This is a genomic window from Lysobacter sp. P5_B12 (genome assembly GCF_056400425.1).
This window is the reverse complement of sequence record NZ_JBFULG010000007.1, coordinates 104,378-125,405: the sequence shown is the minus strand read 5'-3', so window position 1 is coordinate 125,405 and position 21,028 is coordinate 104,378. Positions and strand designations below refer to the sequence as shown.

The 21,028-nt window shown below is 67.9% G+C and carries 13 protein-coding genes; 8 read left to right on the top strand and 5 right to left on the bottom strand.

From position 1 onward, the window contains the following. Positions 1-2 precede the first annotated feature (2 nt). Genes AC1DOM_RS12325 through AC1DOM_RS12315 form a run of 3 tightly spaced genes read right to left on the bottom strand, consistent with a single transcriptional unit; the run spans position 3 to position 4,681 of the window. A complete protein-coding gene (locus AC1DOM_RS12325) occupies positions 3-2,771 on the bottom strand; it encodes a valine--tRNA ligase (RefSeq protein WP_498963693.1) in 2,769 nt (922 codons plus the stop codon). A gap of 4 nt (positions 2,772-2,775) precedes the next feature. After that, positions 2,776-3,201 (bottom strand): DNA polymerase III subunit chi, encoded by a 426-nt coding sequence (locus tag AC1DOM_RS12320; RefSeq protein WP_498963691.1) that lies wholly within the window; start codon positions 3,199-3,201, stop codon positions 2,776-2,778. Position 3,202: 1 nt separating this feature from the next. Then, complete coding sequence (locus tag AC1DOM_RS12315) at positions 3,203-4,681, bottom strand: leucyl aminopeptidase (RefSeq protein WP_498963689.1); 1,479 nt, start codon at positions 4,679-4,681, stop codon at positions 3,203-3,205. Between the two features lie 135 nt (positions 4,682-4,816). On the opposite strand from AC1DOM_RS12315, the gene lptF reads away from it, so the two are divergent. Both lptF and lptG read left to right on the top strand, forming a co-directional pair. Next, a complete protein-coding gene (gene lptF / locus AC1DOM_RS12310; RefSeq protein ID WP_498963687.1) occupies positions 4,817-5,905 on the top strand; it encodes an LPS export ABC transporter permease LptF in 1,089 nt (362 codons plus the stop codon). Beyond that, positions 5,902-7,005, top strand: coding sequence for an LPS export ABC transporter permease LptG (gene lptG / locus AC1DOM_RS12305; RefSeq protein WP_498963685.1), 1,104 nt, complete (start codon positions 5,902-5,904; stop codon positions 7,003-7,005). Before lptF ends, lptG begins: the two co-directional genes overlap by 4 nt. Here lptG and AC1DOM_RS12300 read toward each other — a convergent pair whose 3' ends face one another. Then, on the bottom strand, positions 7,006-7,482 hold the full coding sequence (locus AC1DOM_RS12300; RefSeq protein ID WP_498963683.1) for an RDD family protein: 477 nt from the start codon (positions 7,480-7,482) through the stop codon (positions 7,006-7,008). Between the two features lie 509 nt (positions 7,483-7,991). Between AC1DOM_RS12300 and xerD the strand changes: the two genes are divergently transcribed. The 3 genes from xerD (at position 7,992) to purL (ending at position 13,902) form a co-directional block, all read left to right on the top strand. Then, positions 7,992-8,984 (top strand): site-specific tyrosine recombinase XerD, encoded by a 993-nt coding sequence (xerD, locus tag AC1DOM_RS12295; RefSeq protein WP_498963681.1) that lies wholly within the window; start codon positions 7,992-7,994, stop codon positions 8,982-8,984. A 92-nt stretch (positions 8,985-9,076) separates the two neighbouring features. Then, complete coding sequence (locus AC1DOM_RS12290; protein WP_498963679.1) at positions 9,077-9,940, top strand: thioredoxin fold domain-containing protein; 864 nt, start codon at positions 9,077-9,079, stop codon at positions 9,938-9,940. Positions 9,941-9,981: 41 nt separating this feature from the next. Next, positions 9,982-13,902, top strand: a complete 3,921-nt coding sequence (purL, locus tag AC1DOM_RS12285) for a phosphoribosylformylglycinamidine synthase (protein ID WP_498963677.1) — start codon at positions 9,982-9,984, stop codon at positions 13,900-13,902. A gap of 52 nt (positions 13,903-13,954) precedes the next feature. Here purL and AC1DOM_RS12280 read toward each other — a convergent pair whose 3' ends face one another. After that, complete coding sequence (locus AC1DOM_RS12280) at positions 13,955-17,431, bottom strand: HYR domain-containing protein (RefSeq protein WP_498963675.1); 3,477 nt, start codon at positions 17,429-17,431, stop codon at positions 13,955-13,957. A 212-nt stretch (positions 17,432-17,643) separates the two neighbouring features. Between AC1DOM_RS12280 and gspE the strand changes: the two genes are divergently transcribed. The 3 genes from gspE to gspG are packed head-to-tail and all read left to right on the top strand — an operon-like array spanning position 17,644 to position 21,024. Next, positions 17,644-19,374, top strand: coding sequence for a type II secretion system ATPase GspE (gene gspE, locus AC1DOM_RS12275; RefSeq protein WP_498963673.1), 1,731 nt, complete (start codon positions 17,644-17,646; stop codon positions 19,372-19,374). Positions 19,375-19,378: 4 nt separating this feature from the next. After that, positions 19,379-20,596 (top strand): type II secretion system protein XpsF, encoded by a 1,218-nt coding sequence (gene xpsF / locus AC1DOM_RS12270; protein ID WP_498963671.1) that lies wholly within the window; start codon positions 19,379-19,381, stop codon positions 20,594-20,596. Then, positions 20,593-21,024: a type II secretion system major pseudopilin GspG gene (gspG, locus tag AC1DOM_RS12265; protein ID WP_498963669.1), complete on the top strand. Its 432-nt coding sequence runs from the start codon at positions 20,593-20,595 to the stop codon at positions 21,022-21,024. Before xpsF ends, gspG begins: the two co-directional genes overlap by 4 nt. Positions 21,025-21,028 lie beyond the last annotated feature (4 nt).

Here is a 21,028-nt window from a genome sequence, read left to right as displayed (position 1 = left end):
CGTCAACCCAATCGCGCCCGTTGCGCGGCCAGCGCATCGCGTTGCGCGGTCCAGTCGGCCAGGCGCTGGCGCTCCTGTTCGACGACCGCCGCCGGCGCGTTCTGCACGAAGGTTTCGCTGGCGAGCTTGTTGGTCGACTTCACCAACTCAGCTTCGACACGCTTGAGTTCCTTGTCCAGCCGCGTGCGTTCTGCCGAAAGGTCGACGAGTCCTTCGAGCGGGACGAACAGGCGCATCTCGCCGACCAGGCCCGCGGCCGCGGCCGGCGGCTCGCCTTGCAGCACGTCGATGGATTCGATTCGGTTGAGGAAGCGCAACTGCGAATCGAAGCGGCCCAATCGCTTGCACTCGGCTTCGCCGCCGCCCTGCACGAGCAACGAGATTTGCCTGGTCGGAGAAACGCCGAGCTCGCTGCGGATGCGGCGCAATGCGCTGACCATCGCCTGGAGCCATTCGATGTCGGCTTCGGCGGCGGTGAAATCCCCGGCGTTTTCGCCGGGCTGCGGGTAGGGCTGCAACGAAATCGTCGGTGCGTCGATCGACAGGCGCGGTGCGACGGTGCGCCACAGCGCCTCGGTCACGAAGGGCACCAGCGGATGCAACAGCCGCAGCAGCGACTCGAGGACGTACAGCATCGTGTGGCGCGTGCTATCGGCGACGCCTTCGTCCGTGCCTTCGAGTGCCGGCTTGGCGAGTTCGGCGAACCAGTCGCAGAACTCGTTCCAGGTGAATTCGTACAGCGCCTGCGCCAGCAAGTCGAAGCGATACGCGGCGAAGTGCGCCGCCGCATTCGTCGATGCGTTTTCCAGACGCGCGAGGATCCACTTCTCGGCGTCCGTCGCAGGCGTCGGCTTGCCGGCGAACACCTTGCCCTCGGTCTTCATCAGCGTCAGCCGCGTGACATTCCACAACTTGTTGCAGAAATTCTTGTAGCCCTCGGCGCGGCCGAGGTCGAACTTGATGTCGCGGCCGGGACCGGCGAGGGCGCACATGGTGAAGCGCAACGGATCCGCGCCATGCGCGGCGATGCCGTCGGGGAATTCCTTGCGCGTGACCTTCTCGATCTTCTCGGCCATCTTCGGTTGCATCAGGCCGGTCGTGCGCTTGGCGATCAGCGCATCGAGCGCGATGCCGTCGATGATGTCGAGCGGGTCGAGGATGTTGCCCTTCGACTTCGACATCTTCTGGCCATCTTTATCGCGGACCAGGCCGGTGATGTAGACGTCGCGGAAGGGCACGCGCCCCGTCAGGTGATCGGTCGCCATGATCATGCGCGCGACCCAGAAGAAGATGATGTCGAAACCGGTGACGAGCACCGACGACGGCACGTAGCGATCGAACCCGAGCTCGCCCATCTTCGCTTCGTCGGGCCAGCCCATCGTGCTGATCGGCCACAACTGCGAGGAGAACCAGGTTTCCAGGACGTCGTTGTCCTGCGACAACGCGACATCGGCGCCCAGCGCATGCTTCGCGCGCACTTCGTCTTCGTTGCGGCCGACGTAGATCTTGCCGTTTGCGTCGTACCACGCCGGAATGCGATGGCCCCACCAGAGCTGGCGGCTGATGCACCAGTCCTGGATGTTCTCCATCCAGTGGCGATAGGTGTTGATCCAGTTCGGCGGGACGAACTTCACTTCGCCGCTTTCGCACAGCTCGAGGCCGCGCTTGGCGAGCCCATCCATCTTCACGAACCACTGGTCCGTGAGATACGGCTCGATCACCTGGCCGGTGCGGTCGCCGCGCGGCACCTGCAGCTTGTGCGGCTTGGTTTCGACGAGCAGGCCGAGCGCTTCCAGATCGGCGAGCACCTGCTTGCGCGCGATGTAACGATCCAGGTCGCGATACTTCTCCGGCACGTTGCCGTTGGTGACCGCGTCCGGGGTGAAGATGTTGATCAGCGGCAGCGCATGGCGCTGGCCGACCAGGTAATCGTTGAAGTCGTGCGCCGGCGTGACCTTGACCACGCCCGTGCCGAATTCGCGATCGACATACGCGTCGGCGATGATCGGGATCTCGCGATCGGTCAGCGGCAGCTTCACCGTCTTGCCGATCAGCGGCGCGTAGCGCTCGTCGTCGGGATGCACCATCACCGCGGTATCGCCCAGCATCGTTTCGGGGCGCGTCGTGGCAACGGTGAGGATGCCGCTGCCGTCGCTCAACGGATAGGCGATCGACCACAGGTGGCCGTCTTCTTCTTCGTTGACGACCTCCAGGTCGGAGATCGCGGTCTTCAGCACCGGATCCCAGTTGACCAGGCGCTGGCCGCGATAGATCAAACGGTCTTCATGCAAGCGCACGAAGGATTCGATGACCGCTTCGGCATTCATCGGATCCATCGTGAACACGCTGCGCGACCAATCGCCCGAGGTGCCCAGGCGGCGCATCTGGCGTTCGATCGTGTGGCCGCTTTGTTCGCGCCACTCCCATACCTTGTCGATGAAACCCGCGCGGCCGAGGCCGTCGCGCGTCAGGCCATCGCGCGCGAGGTTGCGCGCGACCACCATTTCGGTCGCGATGCCGGCGTGGTCGGTGCCCATCTGCCACAGCGTGTCGAACCCGCGCATGCGGTGATAGCGCACCAGCGCGTCCTGCAGCGTGTGCTGGAACGCGTGGCCCATGTGCAGCGTGCCGGTGACGTTCGGCGGCGGCAACAGGACCACGTAGGGCTCCCCGGTGCCGCGCGGCTTGAACGTGCCGGCGCTTTCCCACGCCGTGTACAGGCGGGATTCGAAGGAAGACGGGTCGTAGCTGGGGGCGAGGGCGTCGCTCATCGGGTCACATGTCGTGCTTGGTTACATCGAAGCCGCGCGCGGCGTACTGCTTCCAGCGTTCGCGCAACGGGCCGCGTGCGCTTTCGTCGGCGGGCACCACTTCCAGGACGCGTTCGACGGCGCCGTCCACCGCGCCGTCGCGCAGGTTGATCACGATCGGCCGCAGGCCCGCGTCGACGTCGGGCGGCGCGATCAACACCGCGGCTTCGTCCTCGTCGTCGTCCTGGCCTGCGATCTGGTGCGGGATGTAGGCATCGTCGCCCATGTCCCACAACAGATCATCGAGCGTCTCGGCCTGCTCGGCATCGCGTGCGAGGATCAGGGTCCAGATCCCCGCATCGTGCGCCTTGCGTGCGAGCTCGCATACCAGCCGCAGCGGTTCATCGCGGAACCGCGGCTTCGCGATCAGGTAGAAATCGGCGCGTGGCACGTCAGGCCGCGCGGTCCAGCAACCACTGCGACAGCAGGCCGACCGGACGACCCGTGGCCATGCCGCGCTTGCCTTCGTCGTTCGCCACGCCCGCGATGTCCAGGTGCGCCCAGCGCTGGCCTTCGGCGAAGCGCGCGAGGAAGCAACCGGCGGTGATCGCGCCGGCCCAGCGGCCGCCGATGTTGTAGACGTCGGCGAAGCTGGACTCGAGCAGCGACTGGTATTCGTCCCACAGCGGCAGGCGCCATGCGCGGTCGAAGGTGGTTTCGCCGGCGGCGAGCAGTTCGTTCGAAAGATCGTCGTGCTTGCTCATCAGGCCGCTGGCGTACTTGCCCAGCGCCACGACGCACGCGCCGGTGAGCGTGGCCACGTCGACGAGCGCCTGCGGTTCGAAGCGTTGCGCGTAGGTGAGCGCGTCGCACAGGATCAGGCGGCCTTCGGCGTCGGTGTTGCCGACTTCGATGGTCTTGCCCGACATCGAGGTGATGACATCCGACGGGCGATAGCTGTCGCCGTCGGGCATGTTTTCCACCGCCGGCACGATGACGACCAGGTTGATCGGCAACTGCATGCCGACCGCGGCGACGAAGGTGCCCATCACCGTCGCGGCGCCGCACATGTCGTACTTCATTTCCTCGATGCCGCCCTGGACCTTCAGGTTGATGCCGCCGGTATCGAAGGTGATGCCCTTGCCCACGAGCACATAAGGTTTGGCGGCACCGCCGTTGTTCCACTTCATGACGACCATGCGCGGCGGGTTGGCCGAACCGCGCGCCACCGCGAGCAGCGAGCCCATGCCGAGCGCATCCATCGCATCGCGGTCGAGCACGTCGCACTCGGCCTGCGGGAAGCGCGCGGTGAATTCCTGCGCCTGCTGCGCAAGGTAGGCCGGGTTGCAGATGTTGGGCGGCAGGTTGCCCAGTTCGCGCGAGAACGCGACGCCCGCGGCGATCGCCTTGCCCTGCGCGAGCGCCTGCGCGTCGTCGCCTGCAATGGCCATCGCCTTCAGGCCCGTCTCTTCGCGCTTCTTGTTCTTCGCGCCGAGCGTGGCGGTGTAGCGATAGCAGGCGTGCGCGGCGGCGACGACGGCCTGGCGGATGTTCCAGGCAGCGTCGCGGTCCTTCACGGCGATTTCGGTCAGCGTGAACAAGGCCGAGGCGGCCGGGCCGGTGCGCAGCGCTCGCGCGGCGTCGCCGACGGCCTTGAGGTATTGGGCGGTGCCGAACTTGTCGCGTTCGCCCAGGCCGATGACGAGCACGCGCGGCGCGGCCACGCCCGACAGGTCGTGCAGCAGCGCGGTGCGGCCGGTCTTGCCGCTCGCGTCGCCACGGGTGATGAGCGCGGCGATTCGGCCGCCGCTGGCGGCATCGATGGCCTGCGCGGCGGGCGAGAGGCTGCCGTCGGCAAATGCGCCGACGACGACGCAATCGGTCGCGACGCCGGCAACGGCCGCGGAATTGAGGGTGAATTCGAGGGACATCGCAACGTTCCGGGGGGTGAGAAGGTCGCCCGCGACTTCGGGGTCGCGTCGGTTTCCGTACAATCGCCCGGCGTTTCATGCCGCGCGGCCGGACTTCCGGCGAACGAAGGCGGAATTCTAGAGCAACGAGGCCCGATGCCGAAGCTGGACCGCTATCTCTCGCGCGAATTGGCCCAGTCCGTCATGGCGGCTTTCGTGGTCCTGGGCCTGATCAGCCTCGGGGGCGTGTTCGCCGACCTGCTCAGCGAGATCGCCCGCGGGCGCGTTCCCGCCGGCCTGATGCTCTCGCAGCTGGGCCTGCGCATCATCACGTTCCTGCCGATCCTGCTGCCCCTGGCGCTGATGCTGGGCATCCTGCTGGCGATGGGCCGGCTGTACCGGGATTCGGAAATGCCGGTGCTGGCCTCGGTGGGCGTGGGCCCCAGGCGGCTCCTCAAGCCCCTGTTGCTGGTCGTCGGCCCCGCGGTGGCGATCGTGGGCCTGTGTTCGCTGTGGCTCGGGCCCGCGGCGCTGCGCCTGGGCGAGCAGATGATCTGGGACGCCAACCGCAACCTGGTGCTCACGGGCCTGGAGCCGGGCCGCTTCATCGCGCTGCCCAACAATGGCGGCGTCATCTATGTGGGTGGCATGTCGCCGGACGGGCGGCGCTTCTCGCGCATGTTCGTGCACCGGATCTCGGGCGACCGGATCGACGTCAGCACCTCGATGACCGGCACGCTCACGGTCGATGCCGACGGCACGCGTTATCTCAAGCTCGACGACGGCTTCCGCGTCGAAGGCCCCTCCGCCATCGGCCGCGACTATCGCCTGATGCGCTACGCCAGCAACGAACTGCGCCTGCCCGACACCGAAGCCCGGCGCGCGAAGGACGATCCGGAACTGGCGCCGACCACCGAGCTGCTGACCGATCCGCGCCCCGGCGCCGCCGCGCAGTTGCATTGGCGCATCGCGCCGCCGCTGCTCACGCTCGCCTTCGCGCTGATCGCCGTGCCGCTCGCGCGCAGCGCCCCGCGCCAGGCGCGCTACGGCAGCATCATGATCGCCTTCCTCGGTTACCTGGTCGGCATGTTCAGCATCGTGCTGGGCCAGCAGTGGATCGCCGATGGCCGCGTGCCCGTGCCGCTGGGCCTGTGGTGGTTGTTGTTGCCGCTGCTCGCGTTCGCGACGTGGCTGTATCTGCGCGATGGCCGCATGCGCCGTCCGCGCGCGGGGAGCGGCGCATGAAGCCGTTCCCGAAGGTGCACGACGTCTACATCGGCCGCGTCGTCCTGGGCTCGGTGCTCATGACCTGGGCGATCGTGACGGGGCTGGACCTCGTGCAGTCGCTGCTGCTCAGCGAGGTCAAGGACATCGGCCAGGGCCAGTACGGCTTCGTCGAAGCGCTGACCTACGTCGCCTATACCGCGCCGCGCCGTGCGTACACGCTGTTCCCGACCGCGGCGGTCGTCGGCACGCTGATGGGCCTGGGGCAACTCGCCGCGAGTTCCGAGCTCACCGCGCTGCGCGCGCTGGGCCTGTCGCGCCGTCGTTTGAGTGGCGCGGTCGCGCTCGCACTGGCCGTGCTCACGCTGCTGATGGTGGTGAACGGCGAAACGCTCACGCCCTGGAGCCAGCGCAAGGCCGACCAGCTCAAGGCGCAGGCGCGTTCGAACAACGCGATCCTCGCCCAATATGCCGGTGTGTGGGCACGCGAGGGCGACGTGTTCTTCAACGCGCTCACGGGCCAGCAGCGCAGCGCCAAGGGCGACCAGTGGCTCGAGTTGAACAACGTCAATCTCTATCAGTTCGACGACGAAGGCCGCCTGGCCTCCATCGCGCAGGCTGCGATCGCCGAGCATCGCCCGAGTGGCTGGATCCTGCGCAATGTCACGCGCACGACCTTCAACGCGCGTTCGGTGGAGCAGAAGACCATCCCCATCGAGCGTTGGAAGACGCAGCTCGACGACGCCGCGTTGGCCGCCAGCGTCACGCGCCCGCGCTTCCTGCCCTCGCGCGAACTCGCGCAGAGCATCGATTACTTCAAGCGGAACGGGCTGGCGGCCGGCGAGTTCGAAGAAATCTACTGGGGCCGCTGGTTCTATCCGATCAACGTGCTGGCCTTGTGCCTGGCGGCGGTGCCGTTCGCGTTCGGTTCGCTGCGCAGCGGCGGCATGGGCAAGCGCTTGTTCATCGGCATCGTGTTCGCGCTGGGCTTCTGGATGTTGCAGACGCTGTTCGGCAATCTCGCCCAGGCGTTCCATTTCGATGTGCGTGTCGCGATGTTCCTGCCGTTGGCGGTGATGTTCGGGGTGTCGATGGTGTTGTTCCGCCGTCGCAGCGGTTGATCAACCGGCACGTTTGGCTTCGCGCCGCATGCGCGTATCGCTCGCGCGGTCGTGCCAGGTGAGGCGGTCGCGGTCGATCCACGCCCACCAGAATCCGATTCCGGCGAGGAGCAGGGACGCCGAGCCCACCGCGTAACGCACCCACAGTGCGCGCCACGTGGGTTTGCCGCCGTCGGCCGCGACGACGCGCAGGCGCCAGGGGCGCATGCCGAGTGTCTGTCCGCCGCGTCGCCAGCTCAGGACGGCGTAGAGGCCGGCGATCGTCCAGCACACGAGCCACAGCAGCCATTGCAGGGGGCTGAAGGGGGCGATGTTCTGGTGGGTGTCGTGGTGGCCCAGGTAGGTGTAGGCGAGGGTGAAGCACAGCGACGCGATGAACCAGACCGCGATCACGGGGAATGCGTCGTACAGCAGGGCGAACAGGCGCCAGAAGACCAGGGCTTTGGGTTTGTCGGCTGGGTTTGTTGATGTTTGCATTCGTTGAAGGATACCGGTGGCTGTGGGGTCGGCTCCACCAGATTGGCGCGGCGCGCCGCCGCATTGGAGGGCCTCATTGCTCCGCAAGAGCTCACGCTCCGCAATGAGGCCCTCCAACGCGACGACCACCGCGCACCCGGCGTCGGGTTGCGCGACACCACTGTGGGGAATGGGGGCGTCGCGGTCTGGTTGCTGCGCGCCTACAGCCAGCACACCAGACGGGCCGGCGCCTCGCCCGTCGAGGACATCGCGAGTCGCGTGGGTGCTGGTCCTCGCAACCGCGATGTCCTCTCTCGGGCTTCGGCGCCTTCGCGGCGATCTGATGGGTGAAGCAGGTGCGCGGCGCTCTCAATGATCGGCGAGTGCGAAGCTTGCTTCGCACCCCCAAGCAAATGCTCGGGCGAAAAGCCCCTGATCGAAGCGACCCGCAAGGTGATGCCCCAGCGTTGTGCGTTTCAAATTTTTTTCCCAAAAAAATTTGGAACGCACAACGTTCGGGCGGCGCGCCAATGATTCCTCGCTCTCAGAGTAAGTCGGCTAAGCTCAAACCCATGCCCTCCTCCCCTTCCGAACGCCGCACACTCGCCATGCACCGTGGCCCCGTGCCCGATGCGGACGAACGCGCGATCGCCGAATTCCTCGATGCGCTGTGGGCCGAATCGGGCGTGGCGCAGGCCACGCTGGAGACGTATCGCCGCGACCTGGAAGGCTACGCACGCTGGCGAGAAGGGCAGGGCGGCGGACTTGCAGGCGCCGATCGCGCGGACCTGTTCGATTACTTCGCGCTGCGCACCCACGCCGGCTACTCGCCGCGCAGCAATTCGCGCCTGCTGTCCACACTGCGCGCGTTCTACAACCACTGCGTGCGCAGGCAAGTGCGCGAGGACGATCCCACCGCGCTGATCGATCCGCCGCGGCTGCCGCGCTCGCTACCGAAAGCCCTGTCGGAAACCGACATCGACGCCCTGCTCGATGCGCCGGACATCGACGACCCGATTGGCCTGCGCGATCGCGCGATGTTCGAATTGATGTACGCCTGCGGTCTGCGCGTGAGCGAATTGTGCAACCTGCCTTCGACCGCGCTCAACCTCCGGCAGGGCGTGCTGCGCGTGATGGGCAAGGGCAGCAAGGAACGCATGGTGCCGCTGGGCGAAGAAGCGCAGCACTGGTTGCAGCGCTATCTCACCGATGCGCGGCCGAAGATCGCGGGCAAGCGCTCGCTCGCGTCCCTGTTCCTCGAACACAGCGGCGAAGCCCCGACCCGCCAGAAATTCTGGGTGCTGGTGAAGCACTACGCCGCCGCCGCGGGCATCGACCCGCGCCGCATCAGCCCCCACGGGCTGCGCCACAGTTTCGCCACGCACCTGCTCAACCGGGGCGCGGACCTGCGCGCGCTGCAGCTCCTGCTCGGCCACAGCTCGCTCTCCACGACACAGATCTACACCCTGGTGGCGCGCGAACATTTGCAGAAACTGCACGCCAAACACCATCCGCGCGGGTGAATGCGCCCGGCGTGGGCCGATCCGTGACCAGTGGTACGCGACCTTCAGCGTGGCCGTGCCATGATCCGGCCGCCTCCCCTCTGGATCGTTCGATGATGCGTTTCGCCGCCGGCCTGCTTTGCGTCGCCCTCAGCCTGTCCGCCTGTGCGCAGGACGGCCCGCCGGCCGTGGCCGCCAAGCCGGGCGCCAAGGCGACCAAGGCGCCCAACGCCATCGAACCCTTCATCCGTGCGGGCACGCCCGAAGCGCGGGCGCGCGACGCGATCCGCCGCATCAACGACCAGGTGACGATCGAATGGATCGGCGCCGCGCCTTTCCCCGGCTTCCGCCAGTTGGTGGTCGGCGGCCAGGTCGTCTACGTCAGCGACGACGGCAAGTACTTCATGCAGGGGCAGGTGTTCGACACCCAGACCGACACCAACGTGGGCGACGCCCCGCTCAACGCCGTGCGCCGCAAGCTGATGGCCACCGTCCCACGGGCCGACCGCATCGTCTTCTCCCCGCCCAACCCCAAGTACACGGTGAGCGTCTTCACCGACGTCGAATGCGGGTTCTGCCGCAAGTTCCACAGCGAGATCGCCGAAATCAACCGCCAGGGCATCGCGGTGGAGTACCTGGCCTTCCCGCGCATGGGCCTGGGCAGCGCCGACTTCCGCAAGATGGTCTCGGTCTGGTGCGCGCCCGACCGGCGCCGGGCCCTGACCGACGCCAAGAACGACCGTCCGATCAAGGCCGTGGACTGCAAGAACCCGGTGACGATGGAGTACGACCTGGGCCGCCGCGCGGGGCTGACCGGCACGCCGATGATCCTCGCGGCCGACGGTACGGCGCTCGGCGGCTACCTCCCGCCGGAAAAGCTGCGCGCCGCGCTCGACCAGCTGGCGGCCGGCAAGCCGGTCGGGAAGTCGACCGCGACCGAGCCGGCGAGCGGCCGGGGCGGGGCCGGGAGCCGCTGACCGGTTAGAATGCCGGGCCCGTTCCCACGGTCCCGTCCCAGATGATCGTCCTCGAGGGCCTGCCGGCCCTTTCGCCGTTCCGAACCGAACGGCTCCAAGCGCGCCTGCAGGCGCTTGCTCCCGCGCTGCGCATCGCCGGCGCCTGGTTCACGTATTGGGTCGAGCCGGCGAACGCGGAGGCCCGCGTCGACCGCGACGCCCTGCATCGCATCCTCGAAGCCGGCGACACGCAGGCGCCAAGCGCCGACGGTGCGGTGTCGCGCTACGTGCTGCCGCGCCTGGGCACGATCTCGCCCTGGGCGAGCAAGGCGACCGAGTTGCTGCACGGCGCCAACCTGCCGATCAAGCGCGTCGAACGCGGCCTGCGCCTGGACATCACCGGCTGGCCCGACGATGCCGCCACGCAATCGGCGCTCGCGCGCCTGCTGCACGATCCGATGACGCAATCGCTCGTCGCCGACCGCAACGCGGGCGCGGCGATGTTCGCAACGCCCGAGCGCGCGGCACTGGAAGTGGTGCCCGTCTCGACGCTCGATGCCGCGAACGCGCGCCTCGGCCTGGCGCTGGCGCAGGACGAGATCGACTACCTGCGCGATCGTTACGGCGAACTGGCGCGCGACCCGCACGACGTCGAGCTGATGATGTTCGCGCAGGCCAACTCCGAGCACTGCCGCCACAAGATCTTCAACGCCACGTGGACCATCGACGGGCGCGAGATGGCGATCAACGGGCAGGCCGCCTCGTTGTTCAAGATGATCAAGAACACGCACGCGCGCACGCCGAAGCACACGCTGTCGGCGTACAGCGACAACGCGGCGGTGATGGAAGGCGCCGAGTCTGTTTCGCGCTTCCGCCCCGACCCGCAGACGCACGAATACCGCAGCGAACCCGGGCAGCCCGGCGCGTTCTGCATCAAGGTCGAAACGCACAACCACCCCACCGCGATCTCGCCCTTCCCCGGCGCCTCCACCGGCGCGGGCGGTGAAATCCGCGACGAAGGCGCCACCGGCCGCGGCGGCCGCCCGAAGGCGGGCCTCGCCGGTTTCTCGGTCTCGCATTTGCGCATCCCGACGCTGCCGCAACCGTGGGAAGCGCCGCGCGCGCTGAACCCGCGCATGGCGCCGGCGCTGGAAATCATGACCGACGGCCCGCTGGGCGCGGCGGCGTTCAACAATGAGTTCGGCCGTCCGAACCTCAACGGTTATTTCCGCAGCTTCGAACTGAGCGAAGGCGACGGCCTGGTCCGCGCCTACGACAAGCCGATCATGCTGGCCGGTGGCCTGGGTGCGATGGATCGCGACATGGTCGCCAAGCGCCTGCTCTCGCCGGGCGATGCGGTGATCGTGCTCGGCGGTCCGGCGATGTTGATCGGCCTGGGTGGCGGCGCCGCGAGTTCGGTGGCCTCGGGCGAAAGCGCCGAAGAACTCGATTTCGCTTCCGTGCAGCGCGATAACCCGGAGATGGAACGTCGCGCGCAGGAAGTGCTCGATCGTTGCGTCGCACTCGGTGACGACAATCCGATCCAGTCGGTGCACGACGTGGGCGCGGGCGGTCTGTCCAACGCGATCCCCGAACTGCTGCACGACTCGGGCGTGGGCGGCGTGATCGACCTGGATCGCATCCCCACCGACGATCCGACGCTGTCGCCGATGCAGTTGTGGTGCAACGAATCGCAGGAACGTTACGTGCTCGGCATCGCGCCCGATCGCATCGCGGAATTCGCCGCGCTGTGCCTGCGCGAGCGGTGCCCGTTCGCGGTCGTGGGTTTCGCGACGGCCGAAGAACGCCTCGTTGTCGCGCACGGCGCCACGCCGGAACACCTGCCCGACGATCGCGCGATCGACCTGCCGATGGACGTGCTGTTCGGCAAGGCGCCGAAGATGCATCGCAACACCGCGACGCCGCCCGCACCGCGCTGGCCGGAACTTTCGACGCAAGCCCTGGACCTCAACGACGCCGGCCTGCGCGTGCTCGCGCATCCGACGGTGGCGTCCAAGCAATTCCTGATCACCATCGGCGATCGCACCGTCGGCGGGCTCACCGCGCGCGACCAGATGGTCGGCCCGTGGCAGATGCCGGTGGCCGATTGCGCGATCACGCTCGCCGATTACGCCGGCTTCGGCGGCGAAGCGATGGCCGTCGGCGAACGCACGCCGCTGGCCCTGCTCGATGCCGCTGCCGCCGCGCGCATGGCCGTGGGCGAGGCGATCACCAACCTGTGCGCGGCGCCCGTTGCGTCGCTGGATCGCATCAAACTTTCCGCCAACTGGATGGCCGCCGCCGGCCACCCGGGCGAGGACGCGAAGTTGTTCGACGCCGTGCGCGCGGTCGGCATGGAACTGGCGCCCGAGCTCGACCTGAGCATCCCGGTCGGCAAGGACTCGCTGTCGATGCAAGCGCAGTGGACGGCCGACGGCATTGCGCAGAAGTCGGTGTCGCCCGTTTCGCTGATCATCTCCGCGTTCGCGCCCGTCGACGACGTGCGCCAGCAGCTCACGCCGCTGCTCGTGCGCGAAGCCGACACCGAGGTGTGGCTGATCGGCCTGGGCGGCGGTAAGCAGCGCCTGGGCGGTTCGATCCTCGCGCAAACGCATCCGGCCTCCGGTGTCGGCGCGGCCGCGGCCTTGCCTGCATTCGCCGGCCCCGTGCCAGACCTCGATGATCCGCAGCGTTTGCGCGCGTTCTTCGAATTGATCCGCGATGCGCGCCAGGCCGGTCTTGCGCAGGCGTACCACGATCGTTCCGACGGCGGCGCGTTCGCGGCGCTGTGCGAAATGGCGTTCGCTTCGCACCTGGGCCTGGACATCTCGCTCGACAACTGGGGCGAGGATCCGTTTCGCACGCTGTTCAACGAAGAACTCGGCGCGCTGGTGCAGATTCGCGCGGAGGATCGCGCGGAGTTCGCCGACCTCGTCGCGCGCCATGGCCTGATCGATTGCGCGCAACGCATCGCGCGCCCGACCACGGCGCCCGCGATCCGCGTGCTGCGCGAAGGCGCGGTGCTGACCGAATGGCGCTGGGAGGCCTTGTTCGACGCATGGTGGTCGGTGACGCACGCGATGCAGCGCCTGCGCGACAACCCCGAATGCGCCGATGAAGAGCAGGCGACCGCGCGCCGTTTCGACGCGCCCGGCCTGCAGCCGCGCCTGAGCTTCGATGCGTCCGACGACATCGCCGCGCCCTACATCAACACCGGTGCGCGCCCGCGCGTGGCGATCCTGCGCGAGCAGGGCGTCAACAGCCAGATCGAAACGGCCTACGGTTTCGACCGCGCCGGCTTCACCGCCGTCGACGTGCACATGAGCGACCTCATCGCCGGCCGCGCGACGCTGGCGGACTTCAAGGGCTTCGTGGCCTGCGGCGGCTTCAGCTACGGCGACGTGCTCGGCGCGGGCCGCGGCTGGGCGACCTCGGTGCTCGAACGTCCGGAGATGCGCGAGCAGTTCGCGCGCTTCTTCGAACGCGCGGACAGCTTCGCGCTCGGCGTGTGCAACGGGTGCCAGATGCTCGCGCAGCTCAAGCCGATCATCCCCGGCGCCGAACATTGGCCGCGCTTCCTGCGCAATCGCAGCGAGCAGTACGAAGCGCGCCTGGCCTTGCTCGAAGTGTTCGACTCGCCGTCGGTCTTCCTGCACGACATGGCGGGCGCGCGCATCCCGGTGGCGGTGGCGCACGGCGAAGGCCGCGCGGCCTTCGTCGACGAGGCGGATGCGAAGCGAGCGCTCGTCGCCCTGCGCTACGTGCATGGCGACGGCAAGCCGGCGACGCTGTATCCCGCGAATCCGAACGGTTCTCCGGATGCCATCGCGGGCCTGACGACCGCCGACGGCCGCGTGACCATCCTGATGCCGCATCCGGAACGCACGCTGCGCAGCGCGAACTACAGCTGGGCGCCGCGCGACTGGCCCGACGACAGCCCGTGGATGCGGATCTTCCGCAACGCGCGGAAGTGGGTCGGCTGAAACGAGAAGGGCCCGCGAAACGCGGGCCCTTCTGCATTGCGGCGAAGGCGCGTTACTTCTTGAAGATGAAGTTCGCCACCTGCGTGGTGCCGTCGGAGAACTTCAACTGCAACTGCCGGCACGAGTTCGCCCACGCCTTGTCGGTTTTCCAGACGTAGTTGTACTGGCCGTCCGACGAATACGACAGGCTGCTGTTGCCCGCGGTCACCGTTTCCTCCACGACATCCTGCACGCTGTTGGCCTGGCAGCTCATGACCGCGACCTTCGGCCAACCGGCCGTGAAGATCGACAGGCCCTGGTCGCCGCCCAGCGAGAACTTCACCGGGATCGCCTGGCCTGCATTGACGCTGTTGACGATGGGCAGGTTGTCGATCGGCCGGAAGAAGCCGTTGAAGGCGTAGCGCACGTTGACCTTGAAGGTGCTCTGTCGGCTGTTGCCGGCGGCATCGGTCGCGGTGCAGGTCACGGTGGTCGTGCCGGCCGCGAAGCTCGAACCCGACGCCAGCACGCATGTGGTTGCGACGTTGCCATCGACCAGGTCGGTGGCGCTCGGGTTCACATACGTCACCGCCGCCGTCGAATGCGACTGCGCGGTGGCGTCGACGTCGGCGTGCGCGGCGATCGTCGGCGCGGTGGTATCGACGATGCGGATCTTGAACGACCCGGTGGACGTATTGCCTGCATCGTCGGTCGCGCTGCACGACACCGTGTTCCAACCCAGCGCGAACGTGCTGCCCGACACCGGCAGACACGCGGCGGCGACGCTCGTGTCGACGATGTCATCGGCAGTTGCGACATATGTCGCGACCGCGCCGGCGGCGGAGGTCGCTTCGCGCGTGAAGTCGACTGGCAGGTGGAGGTTCGGCGCCGTCGTGTCGCGCACGGTGACCGTGAACGATCCGCCGCTGCTGTTGCCGGCATCGTCCGTCGCGCTGCACGACACGGTGGTGATACCCAGTCCGAACGTGGCGCCGGAGGCCGGCGTGCAGGCGATCGCGACGCTCGCATCGACCAGGTCGGTCGCGCTCGGCGTGAAGTGCACGGTGGCACCGGAGGGCGAGGTCGCTTCGGCGACGATGTTCGCCGGCACGGTCAACTGCGGCGGCGTCGTGTCGACGACCGTGACCTGGAACGTCGCGGTCCCGGTGTTGCCCGCGCCATCGGTGGCGCTGCAGGACACCGTCTTGGCGCCCAGTGCGAACGTCGTCCCCGAGGCCGGCACGCATGTGGTCGGCAGATTGCCGCTGACCAGGTCGCTCGCGCTGGTCGCGAAGGTCACCGACGCCCCCGCGGCGGAGGTGGCTTCACTGACGATGTCGTCGGGAACGTCGACGGTCGGCGGCGTCGTATCGACCACCGTGGCGACGAAGCTGCCGCTGCCCGTGTTGCCTGCGTCGTCCGTTGCGCTGCACGAGACGGTATGCGGGCCGAGTGCGAGCGTCGTGCCCGAGGTTGGCGTGCACGTCACCGGCACGTTGCCGCTCACCAGGTCGCTGGCGGAGGCGAGGAAGTTCACGGCTGCGCCGGTCGGCGCGGTCGCTTCGACGTCGAAGGCATCCGGCAACGTAAGCGCCGGCGGCGTGGTGTCCTGCACGCGAACGTTGAAGTCGCCGCTCGCGGTGTTGCTCGCGCCATCGGTGGCGGTGCAATGCACCGTCGTGTCGCCCAGCGCGAACTGTGCGCCCGACGCCGGCGTGCACACGACCGGGACATTCCCGCTGACGATGTCGCTCGCCGTCGCGGTGAATGTCACGTGTGCGCCCGCGGCCGTGGTCGCTTCTTCGATGCGGTCATCGGGAAGCGTGAGCACCGGCGGCGTGGTGTCGCGCACCACGATGTCGAAGGCGGCACTGCCGGTGTTGCCGGCGGTGTCGGTGGCGGCGCACGACACATGGTTCGTGCCCAGCGGGAAGATCCCGCCGGAGGCAACCACGTTGCCGCCGAGTTTGCAGACGGGCGTCAGGTCGCCGTCGACGAGATCGCTCGCCGACACCGCGAATGTCGCGGCCGCGCCCTGCGGCGACGTCGCTTCGCGGGTGATCGTGTCGGGCACGACGACGTTCGGCGCCGTCGTGTCTTCGACGCTGAAGGTGAACGTTTTGTCGACCGCGGCGTTGTGGTGCGCATCGCTCGCCGAACAGGTCACCAGCGTGTCGCCCAGCGGGAAGACGCTGCCGGACGGCGGTATGCACGTCGCATTGTCCGGACCGTCGACGCTGTCGGACGTGGTGGCGACGTAGGTGCCGATCGCACCGTCCGGACCGGTGGCTTCGACCATCGTGTCGCCGGGCACGGTGAGCGTCGGTGCGGTCGTGTCGACCACCGAGATCTTGAAGCTCGCGTGCGACGCGTTGCCCGCGGCGTCGACGGCATCGCATGCGACGGTCGTGCTCGCATCCAGCGCGAAGACGTTGCCGGACGGCGGCGCGCATCCGATCGGCACGGGCAGCGCGTCTTCGACCGCATCCTGTTTCGTCGCCGTGTAGAACACCTGGGCGCCGGCCGACGAAGTCGCTTCTTCGACCTTGTCGTTCGGCACCATGAGCACGGGCGCGGTCTTGTCGTTGATGAACAAACCGCACGCCGCCGATGCCGAGACGCCGCTGTTGTCCGTCACCGTCGCGGTGATGGTCATGGCGCCGAGTTGATTGAGGCCCAGCTGCGGCGCGGTGAACGTGATCGAGGGTGTGGTGAGGGAACCGATGCCGAGGTTCGGCAGGCCGATGTTCTGCGCCCACGCATACGCGGCGATCGCGCCTTCGGAATCGCTCGATCCGCTGGCGTCGAAGGTGACCGACTGGCCTTCGTCCACCACGCGCACGCCGCCGGCGGGGCAGGTGAGCGCCGCGAGCGGGGGATCGTTCGTCCAGACGATGCTGACGGTGCGATCGGCGATGCCGGACAACGTTCCGTCCGACACCGTGAGGCGGAAGCCGAGCGTGCGCGTGGTCGGCACGTTGGGCGCGATGAAGGTCTTGATCGAACCGTTGCCGCTGGCGTTGGTGAGCGTGACCGTCGGCGTGCCGGAGATCTGCGTCCACGCGTAGCTGAGGGTCTGGCCCGGATCGGGGTCGAACGAGGCCGACCCATCGAGCGTGACGAGCTGGCCTTCGGTCGGGTTGACCGGCGAGATGAAGGCCGACGCGGTGGGCGGCGAGTTGGTGAAGACGTCGGTGACGTTGACGACGGTCTCGAGCGAATCGGTGCCGTTGCAGGTCACGTTCAACTTGAACCGCAGGGCCGCGCCGCCGACGCCGACGTCGGGCGCGGAGAAGGTCGGGGTCCGCGAGGCGGGGTTGTTCAGCGTGACCGACAGCCCGGCCGGGGTGCTCCCCAGGTATTGCCAGCCGACCACGACGTCGTTGTTGTTGGGGGTCGAACCGCTGCCGTTGAGCGTGACCACCGTGGGCACGCCCCCGGTGCGCTCGGGCACGGTCTGGGTGCCGGGGTCGATGCGGGCGTGGGGCGTGGCGTTGCAGGCGGCCCAGGCCGGTGCTGTGATGGATGAAGCGAGGAGTGCGAGGGTCAATAACCCCCATCCCCGGCCATTGGCGAGGTGCGTGTGCATCCGACGGTCCCCTGTTGATCCCTGTGTTCAGCGCCAACGGTGCAAATTCGGGGAACCGGTCACAGTTTTCGTGCGACTGGGCGGGAAAGGCCGTCGAATCGGCCGCCACGGACCCTCTGCTACAGTCGCGACCCGGGATGTGAAGGCCCGCCGTCGCACCGCACCGAGTACGCATGAACGCCATCGTCGACACCACGGAACAACCGGGCGGCACCGAGGTTGCGGCCGACGACCGCATCGTCGCCGCCCTCGTCGAACGCGGCCGCCTGAAGGACGCCGACCTCGCCCGCGCCCGCCGCCTGCAGGAAGAAACCGGCGGGAGCCTGCTCGGCCTGCTCGCGCGCCTGGGCCTGGTGTCCGAACGCGACCATGCCGAAACCGCGTCCGCCGTCCTCGGCCTGCCGCTGGTCAGTTCGAAGGACGCGCCCGAGTTGCCGCCCGAATCGGTGGTGCTCTCGGTGAAGTTCATGAAGCAATTCCACGTCGTGCCCGTCGCCGAGCGCGACAACGTGGTCGACGTGCTGATCGCCGATCCGCAGGATCTGTACGCGCTCGACGCCGTCCGCCTGGCCACCGGCCGCGACGTGCGCCCGAACATCGCGCTGCGTTCGGAGATCGACGACCTCATCGAACGCTGGCACGGCCAGGGCCGCAGCGCGATGGGCGCGATCATCGAAACGGCCGAGGGCGAAACCGGCGACATGGACGATGTCGAGCACCTGCGCGACCTCGCGTCCGAGGCGCCCGTCATCCGCCTGGTGAACCTGATCATCCAGCGCGCCGTCGAATTGCGCGCGTCGGACATCCACATCGAACCCTTCGAAAACCGCCTGAAGGTGCGCTATCGCGTCGACGGCGTGCTGGAGGAATCGGAAAGCCCGCCGGCCAACCTCACCGCCGCGATCATCAGCCGCATCAAGATCATGGCGAAGCTCAACATCGCCGAACGCCGCCTGCCGCAGGACGGCCGCATCATGCTGCGCGTGCAGGGCAAGGAACTGGACCTGCGCGTGAGCACGATGCCGACCTCGCACGGCGAGAGCGTGGTGATGCGTTTGCTCGATCGCGAGACGGTCGTGTTCGATTTCGAGCGCCTGGGCTTCACCGAGGAATTCCTGCCGCAGTTCCGGCACGTGCTCGAACAACCGCACGGCATCCTGCTGGTGACGGGCCCGACCGGTTCGGGCAAGACCACCACGCTGTACACCGCGCTGAGCAAGCTCAACACCAGCGACGTCAAGATCATCACCGTCGAGGATCCGGTCGAATACCAGATCGAAGGCATCAACCAGATCCAGGCCAAGCCGCAGATCGGGCTGGACTTCGCCAACGCGTTGCGCTCGATCGTGCGACAGGACCCGGACATCATCATGATCGGCGAAATGCGCGACCTGGAAACCGCGCGCATCGCGATCCAATCCGCGCTCACCGGCCACCTGGTGCTGTCCACGCTGCACACCAACAACGCGGCCGGCGGCATCACGCGCCTGCTGGACATGGGCGTGGAGGACTACCTGCTCACCTCGACGGTCAACGGCATCCTCGCCCAGCGCCTGGTGCGCCGCCTGCATACCGAAAGCGCGGAGCGCTATCGCGCTTCGCCCGAGGAAATCGAGAAGTTCGGCCTGCGCAAGTACCAGCCTGAAGGCGACATCCACCTGTATCGCCCACGTCCTTCGGAGTTTTCGCCCTCCGGTTACCTCGGGCGCACGACGATCATGGAGTTCCTCGTGATGAACGACGAACTCCGTCGCGCCGTCATGCGCCACGCAGGCATGGGCGAACTCGAACAACTGGCGCGCACCTCCGGCGGCATGCGCACGATGTACGAGGACGGCATCGTCAAGGCGCTCGCGGGCGTCACCACCATCGAAGAAGTCCTGCGCGTCACCGAAGACGCCTAAACCCATGCCCTTATTCCGCTACAAGGCGCTCAACAACCGCGGCGAAATGCTCGACGGCCAGATGGAAGCCGGCAGCGCGGGCGAAGTGGCCTTGCGCCTGCAGGAACAGGGGCATCTGCCGGTCGAGACGCGGCTGGCCTCCGAAGGCGGCGGCGAATCGGCATGGCGCGCCTTGTTCAAGCCCAAGCCGTTCGCCGGCGAACGCCTGGTGCAATTCACGCAACAACTGGCGACCTTGCTCGGCGCGGGGCAACCGCTCGATCGCGCGCTGACCATCCTGCTGGAACTGCCGGAAGACGAAGCGGCCAAGCGCACCATCGCCGACATCCGCGATGCGGTGCGCGGCGGCAGCGCGTTGTCCACCGCGCTGGAGCGCCAGCACGGCACGTTCTCGCGGCTGTACGTCAACATGGTGCGCGCGGGCGAAGCCGGCGGCACGCTGCACGAAACCCTGCAGCGCCTGGGCGAATATCTCGAACGCAGCCGCGCGCTGCGCGGTCGCGTGGTCAACGCGCTGATCTATCCGGCGATCCTGCTGCTCGTCGTCGGCGGCGCACTGTTGTTCCTGCTGGGCTACGTCGTGCCGCAGTTCTCGGCGATGTACGCCAGCCTCGATGCGCAGCTGCCGTGGTTTTCGCGGATGGTGCTGGGCTTGGGCCTGTTCGTGCGCGACTGGTGGATCGTCATCGTCGTGCTGCCGGCGCTGGCGCTGTGGTGGTTCGATCGCAAGCGGCGGGATCCGGCGTTCCGCGCCCGGTTCGACGAATGGCTGCTCGGCAAGAAGATCGTCGGCCCGCTGATCGCGCGGCTGGAAACCGCGCGGCTGGCGCGAACGCTGGGCACGCTGCTGCGCAATGGCGTCCCCTTGCTGACCGCGCTGGGCATCGCGCGCAACGTGATGGGGAACCTCATGCTGCAAGCGGATGTCGAATCCGCCGCCAACGACGTGAAGAGCGGCGTCGGCCTGTCGACGGCACTCGGCAAGGGCAAGCGTTTTCCCCGCCTGGCCCTGCAGATGATCCAGGTGGGCGAGGAATCCGGCGCGCTCGACACCATGCTGCTGAAAACCGCCGACACGTTCGAAGCCGAAACCGGACAAGCGCTGGACCGCATGCTGGCCGCGCTCGTCCCCGTCATCACGCTGGTGCTCACCGCCGTCGTCGGCGTCGTGATCATGGCGGTGCTGATGCCCATCTACGACCTCACCAACGCCATCGGATGACCGCCATGAACCGAAACGCCAGGGCCCCCGTCGCCCGCGCAGCACAGTCGGGCTTCAGCCTGATCGAAATCATCATCGTCGTCGTGCTCATCGGCGGCATCGTCGCCTTCGCCGCCACGCGCATCCTCGGCGGCAGCGATCGCGCCAAGGTCAACCTCGCCAAGGCGCAGGTGCAGACCATCGCCGAGAAAGTGCAGCAGTACGAACAGGACACCGGCACGCTGCCGCCGACGCTCAACGCGCTCGTGCAAAGCGATGCGAGCGGCTGGCTCGGTCCCTACGCCAAGCCCGCCGAGCTCAACGATCCCTGGAACCATCCCTTCGCCTACAAGACGCCGGGCGAGGGCAAGCCGTTCGACCTGATGAGCCTGGGCAAGGATGGCAAGCCGGGCGGCACGAGCGTCGACGGCGACATCGCGTTCGAATAAGCGC

Bases quoted from the DNA above. Each gene is read 5' to 3' on its own strand.
- AC1DOM_RS12325 (WP_498963693.1), bottom strand. From the start codon at position 2,771: ATGAGCGACGCCCTCGCCCCCAGCTACGACCCGTCTTCCTTCGAATCC.
- AC1DOM_RS12315 (WP_498963689.1), bottom strand. From the start codon at position 4,681: ATGTCCCTCGAATTCACCCTCAATTCCGCGGCCGTTGCCGGCGTCGCG.
- lptF (WP_498963687.1), top strand. From the start codon at position 4,817: ATGCCGAAGCTGGACCGCTATCTCTCGCGCGAATTGGCCCAGTCCGTC.
- lptG (WP_498963685.1), top strand. From the start codon at position 5,902: ATGAAGCCGTTCCCGAAGGTGCACGACGTCTACATCGGCCGCGTCGTC.
- AC1DOM_RS12300 (WP_498963683.1), bottom strand. From the start codon at position 7,482: ATGCAAACATCAACAAACCCAGCCGACAAACCCAAAGCCCTGGTCTTC.
- xerD (WP_498963681.1), top strand. From the start codon at position 7,992: ATGATTCCTCGCTCTCAGAGTAAGTCGGCTAAGCTCAAACCCATGCCC.
- AC1DOM_RS12290 (WP_498963679.1), top strand. From the start codon at position 9,077: ATGATGCGTTTCGCCGCCGGCCTGCTTTGCGTCGCCCTCAGCCTGTCC.
- purL (WP_498963677.1), top strand. From the start codon at position 9,982: ATGATCGTCCTCGAGGGCCTGCCGGCCCTTTCGCCGTTCCGAACCGAA.
- gspE (WP_498963673.1), top strand. From the start codon at position 17,644: ATGAACGCCATCGTCGACACCACGGAACAACCGGGCGGCACCGAGGTT.
- xpsF (WP_498963671.1), top strand. From the start codon at position 19,379: ATGCCCTTATTCCGCTACAAGGCGCTCAACAACCGCGGCGAAATGCTC.
- gspG (WP_498963669.1), top strand. From the start codon at position 20,593: ATGACCGCCATGAACCGAAACGCCAGGGCCCCCGTCGCCCGCGCAGCA.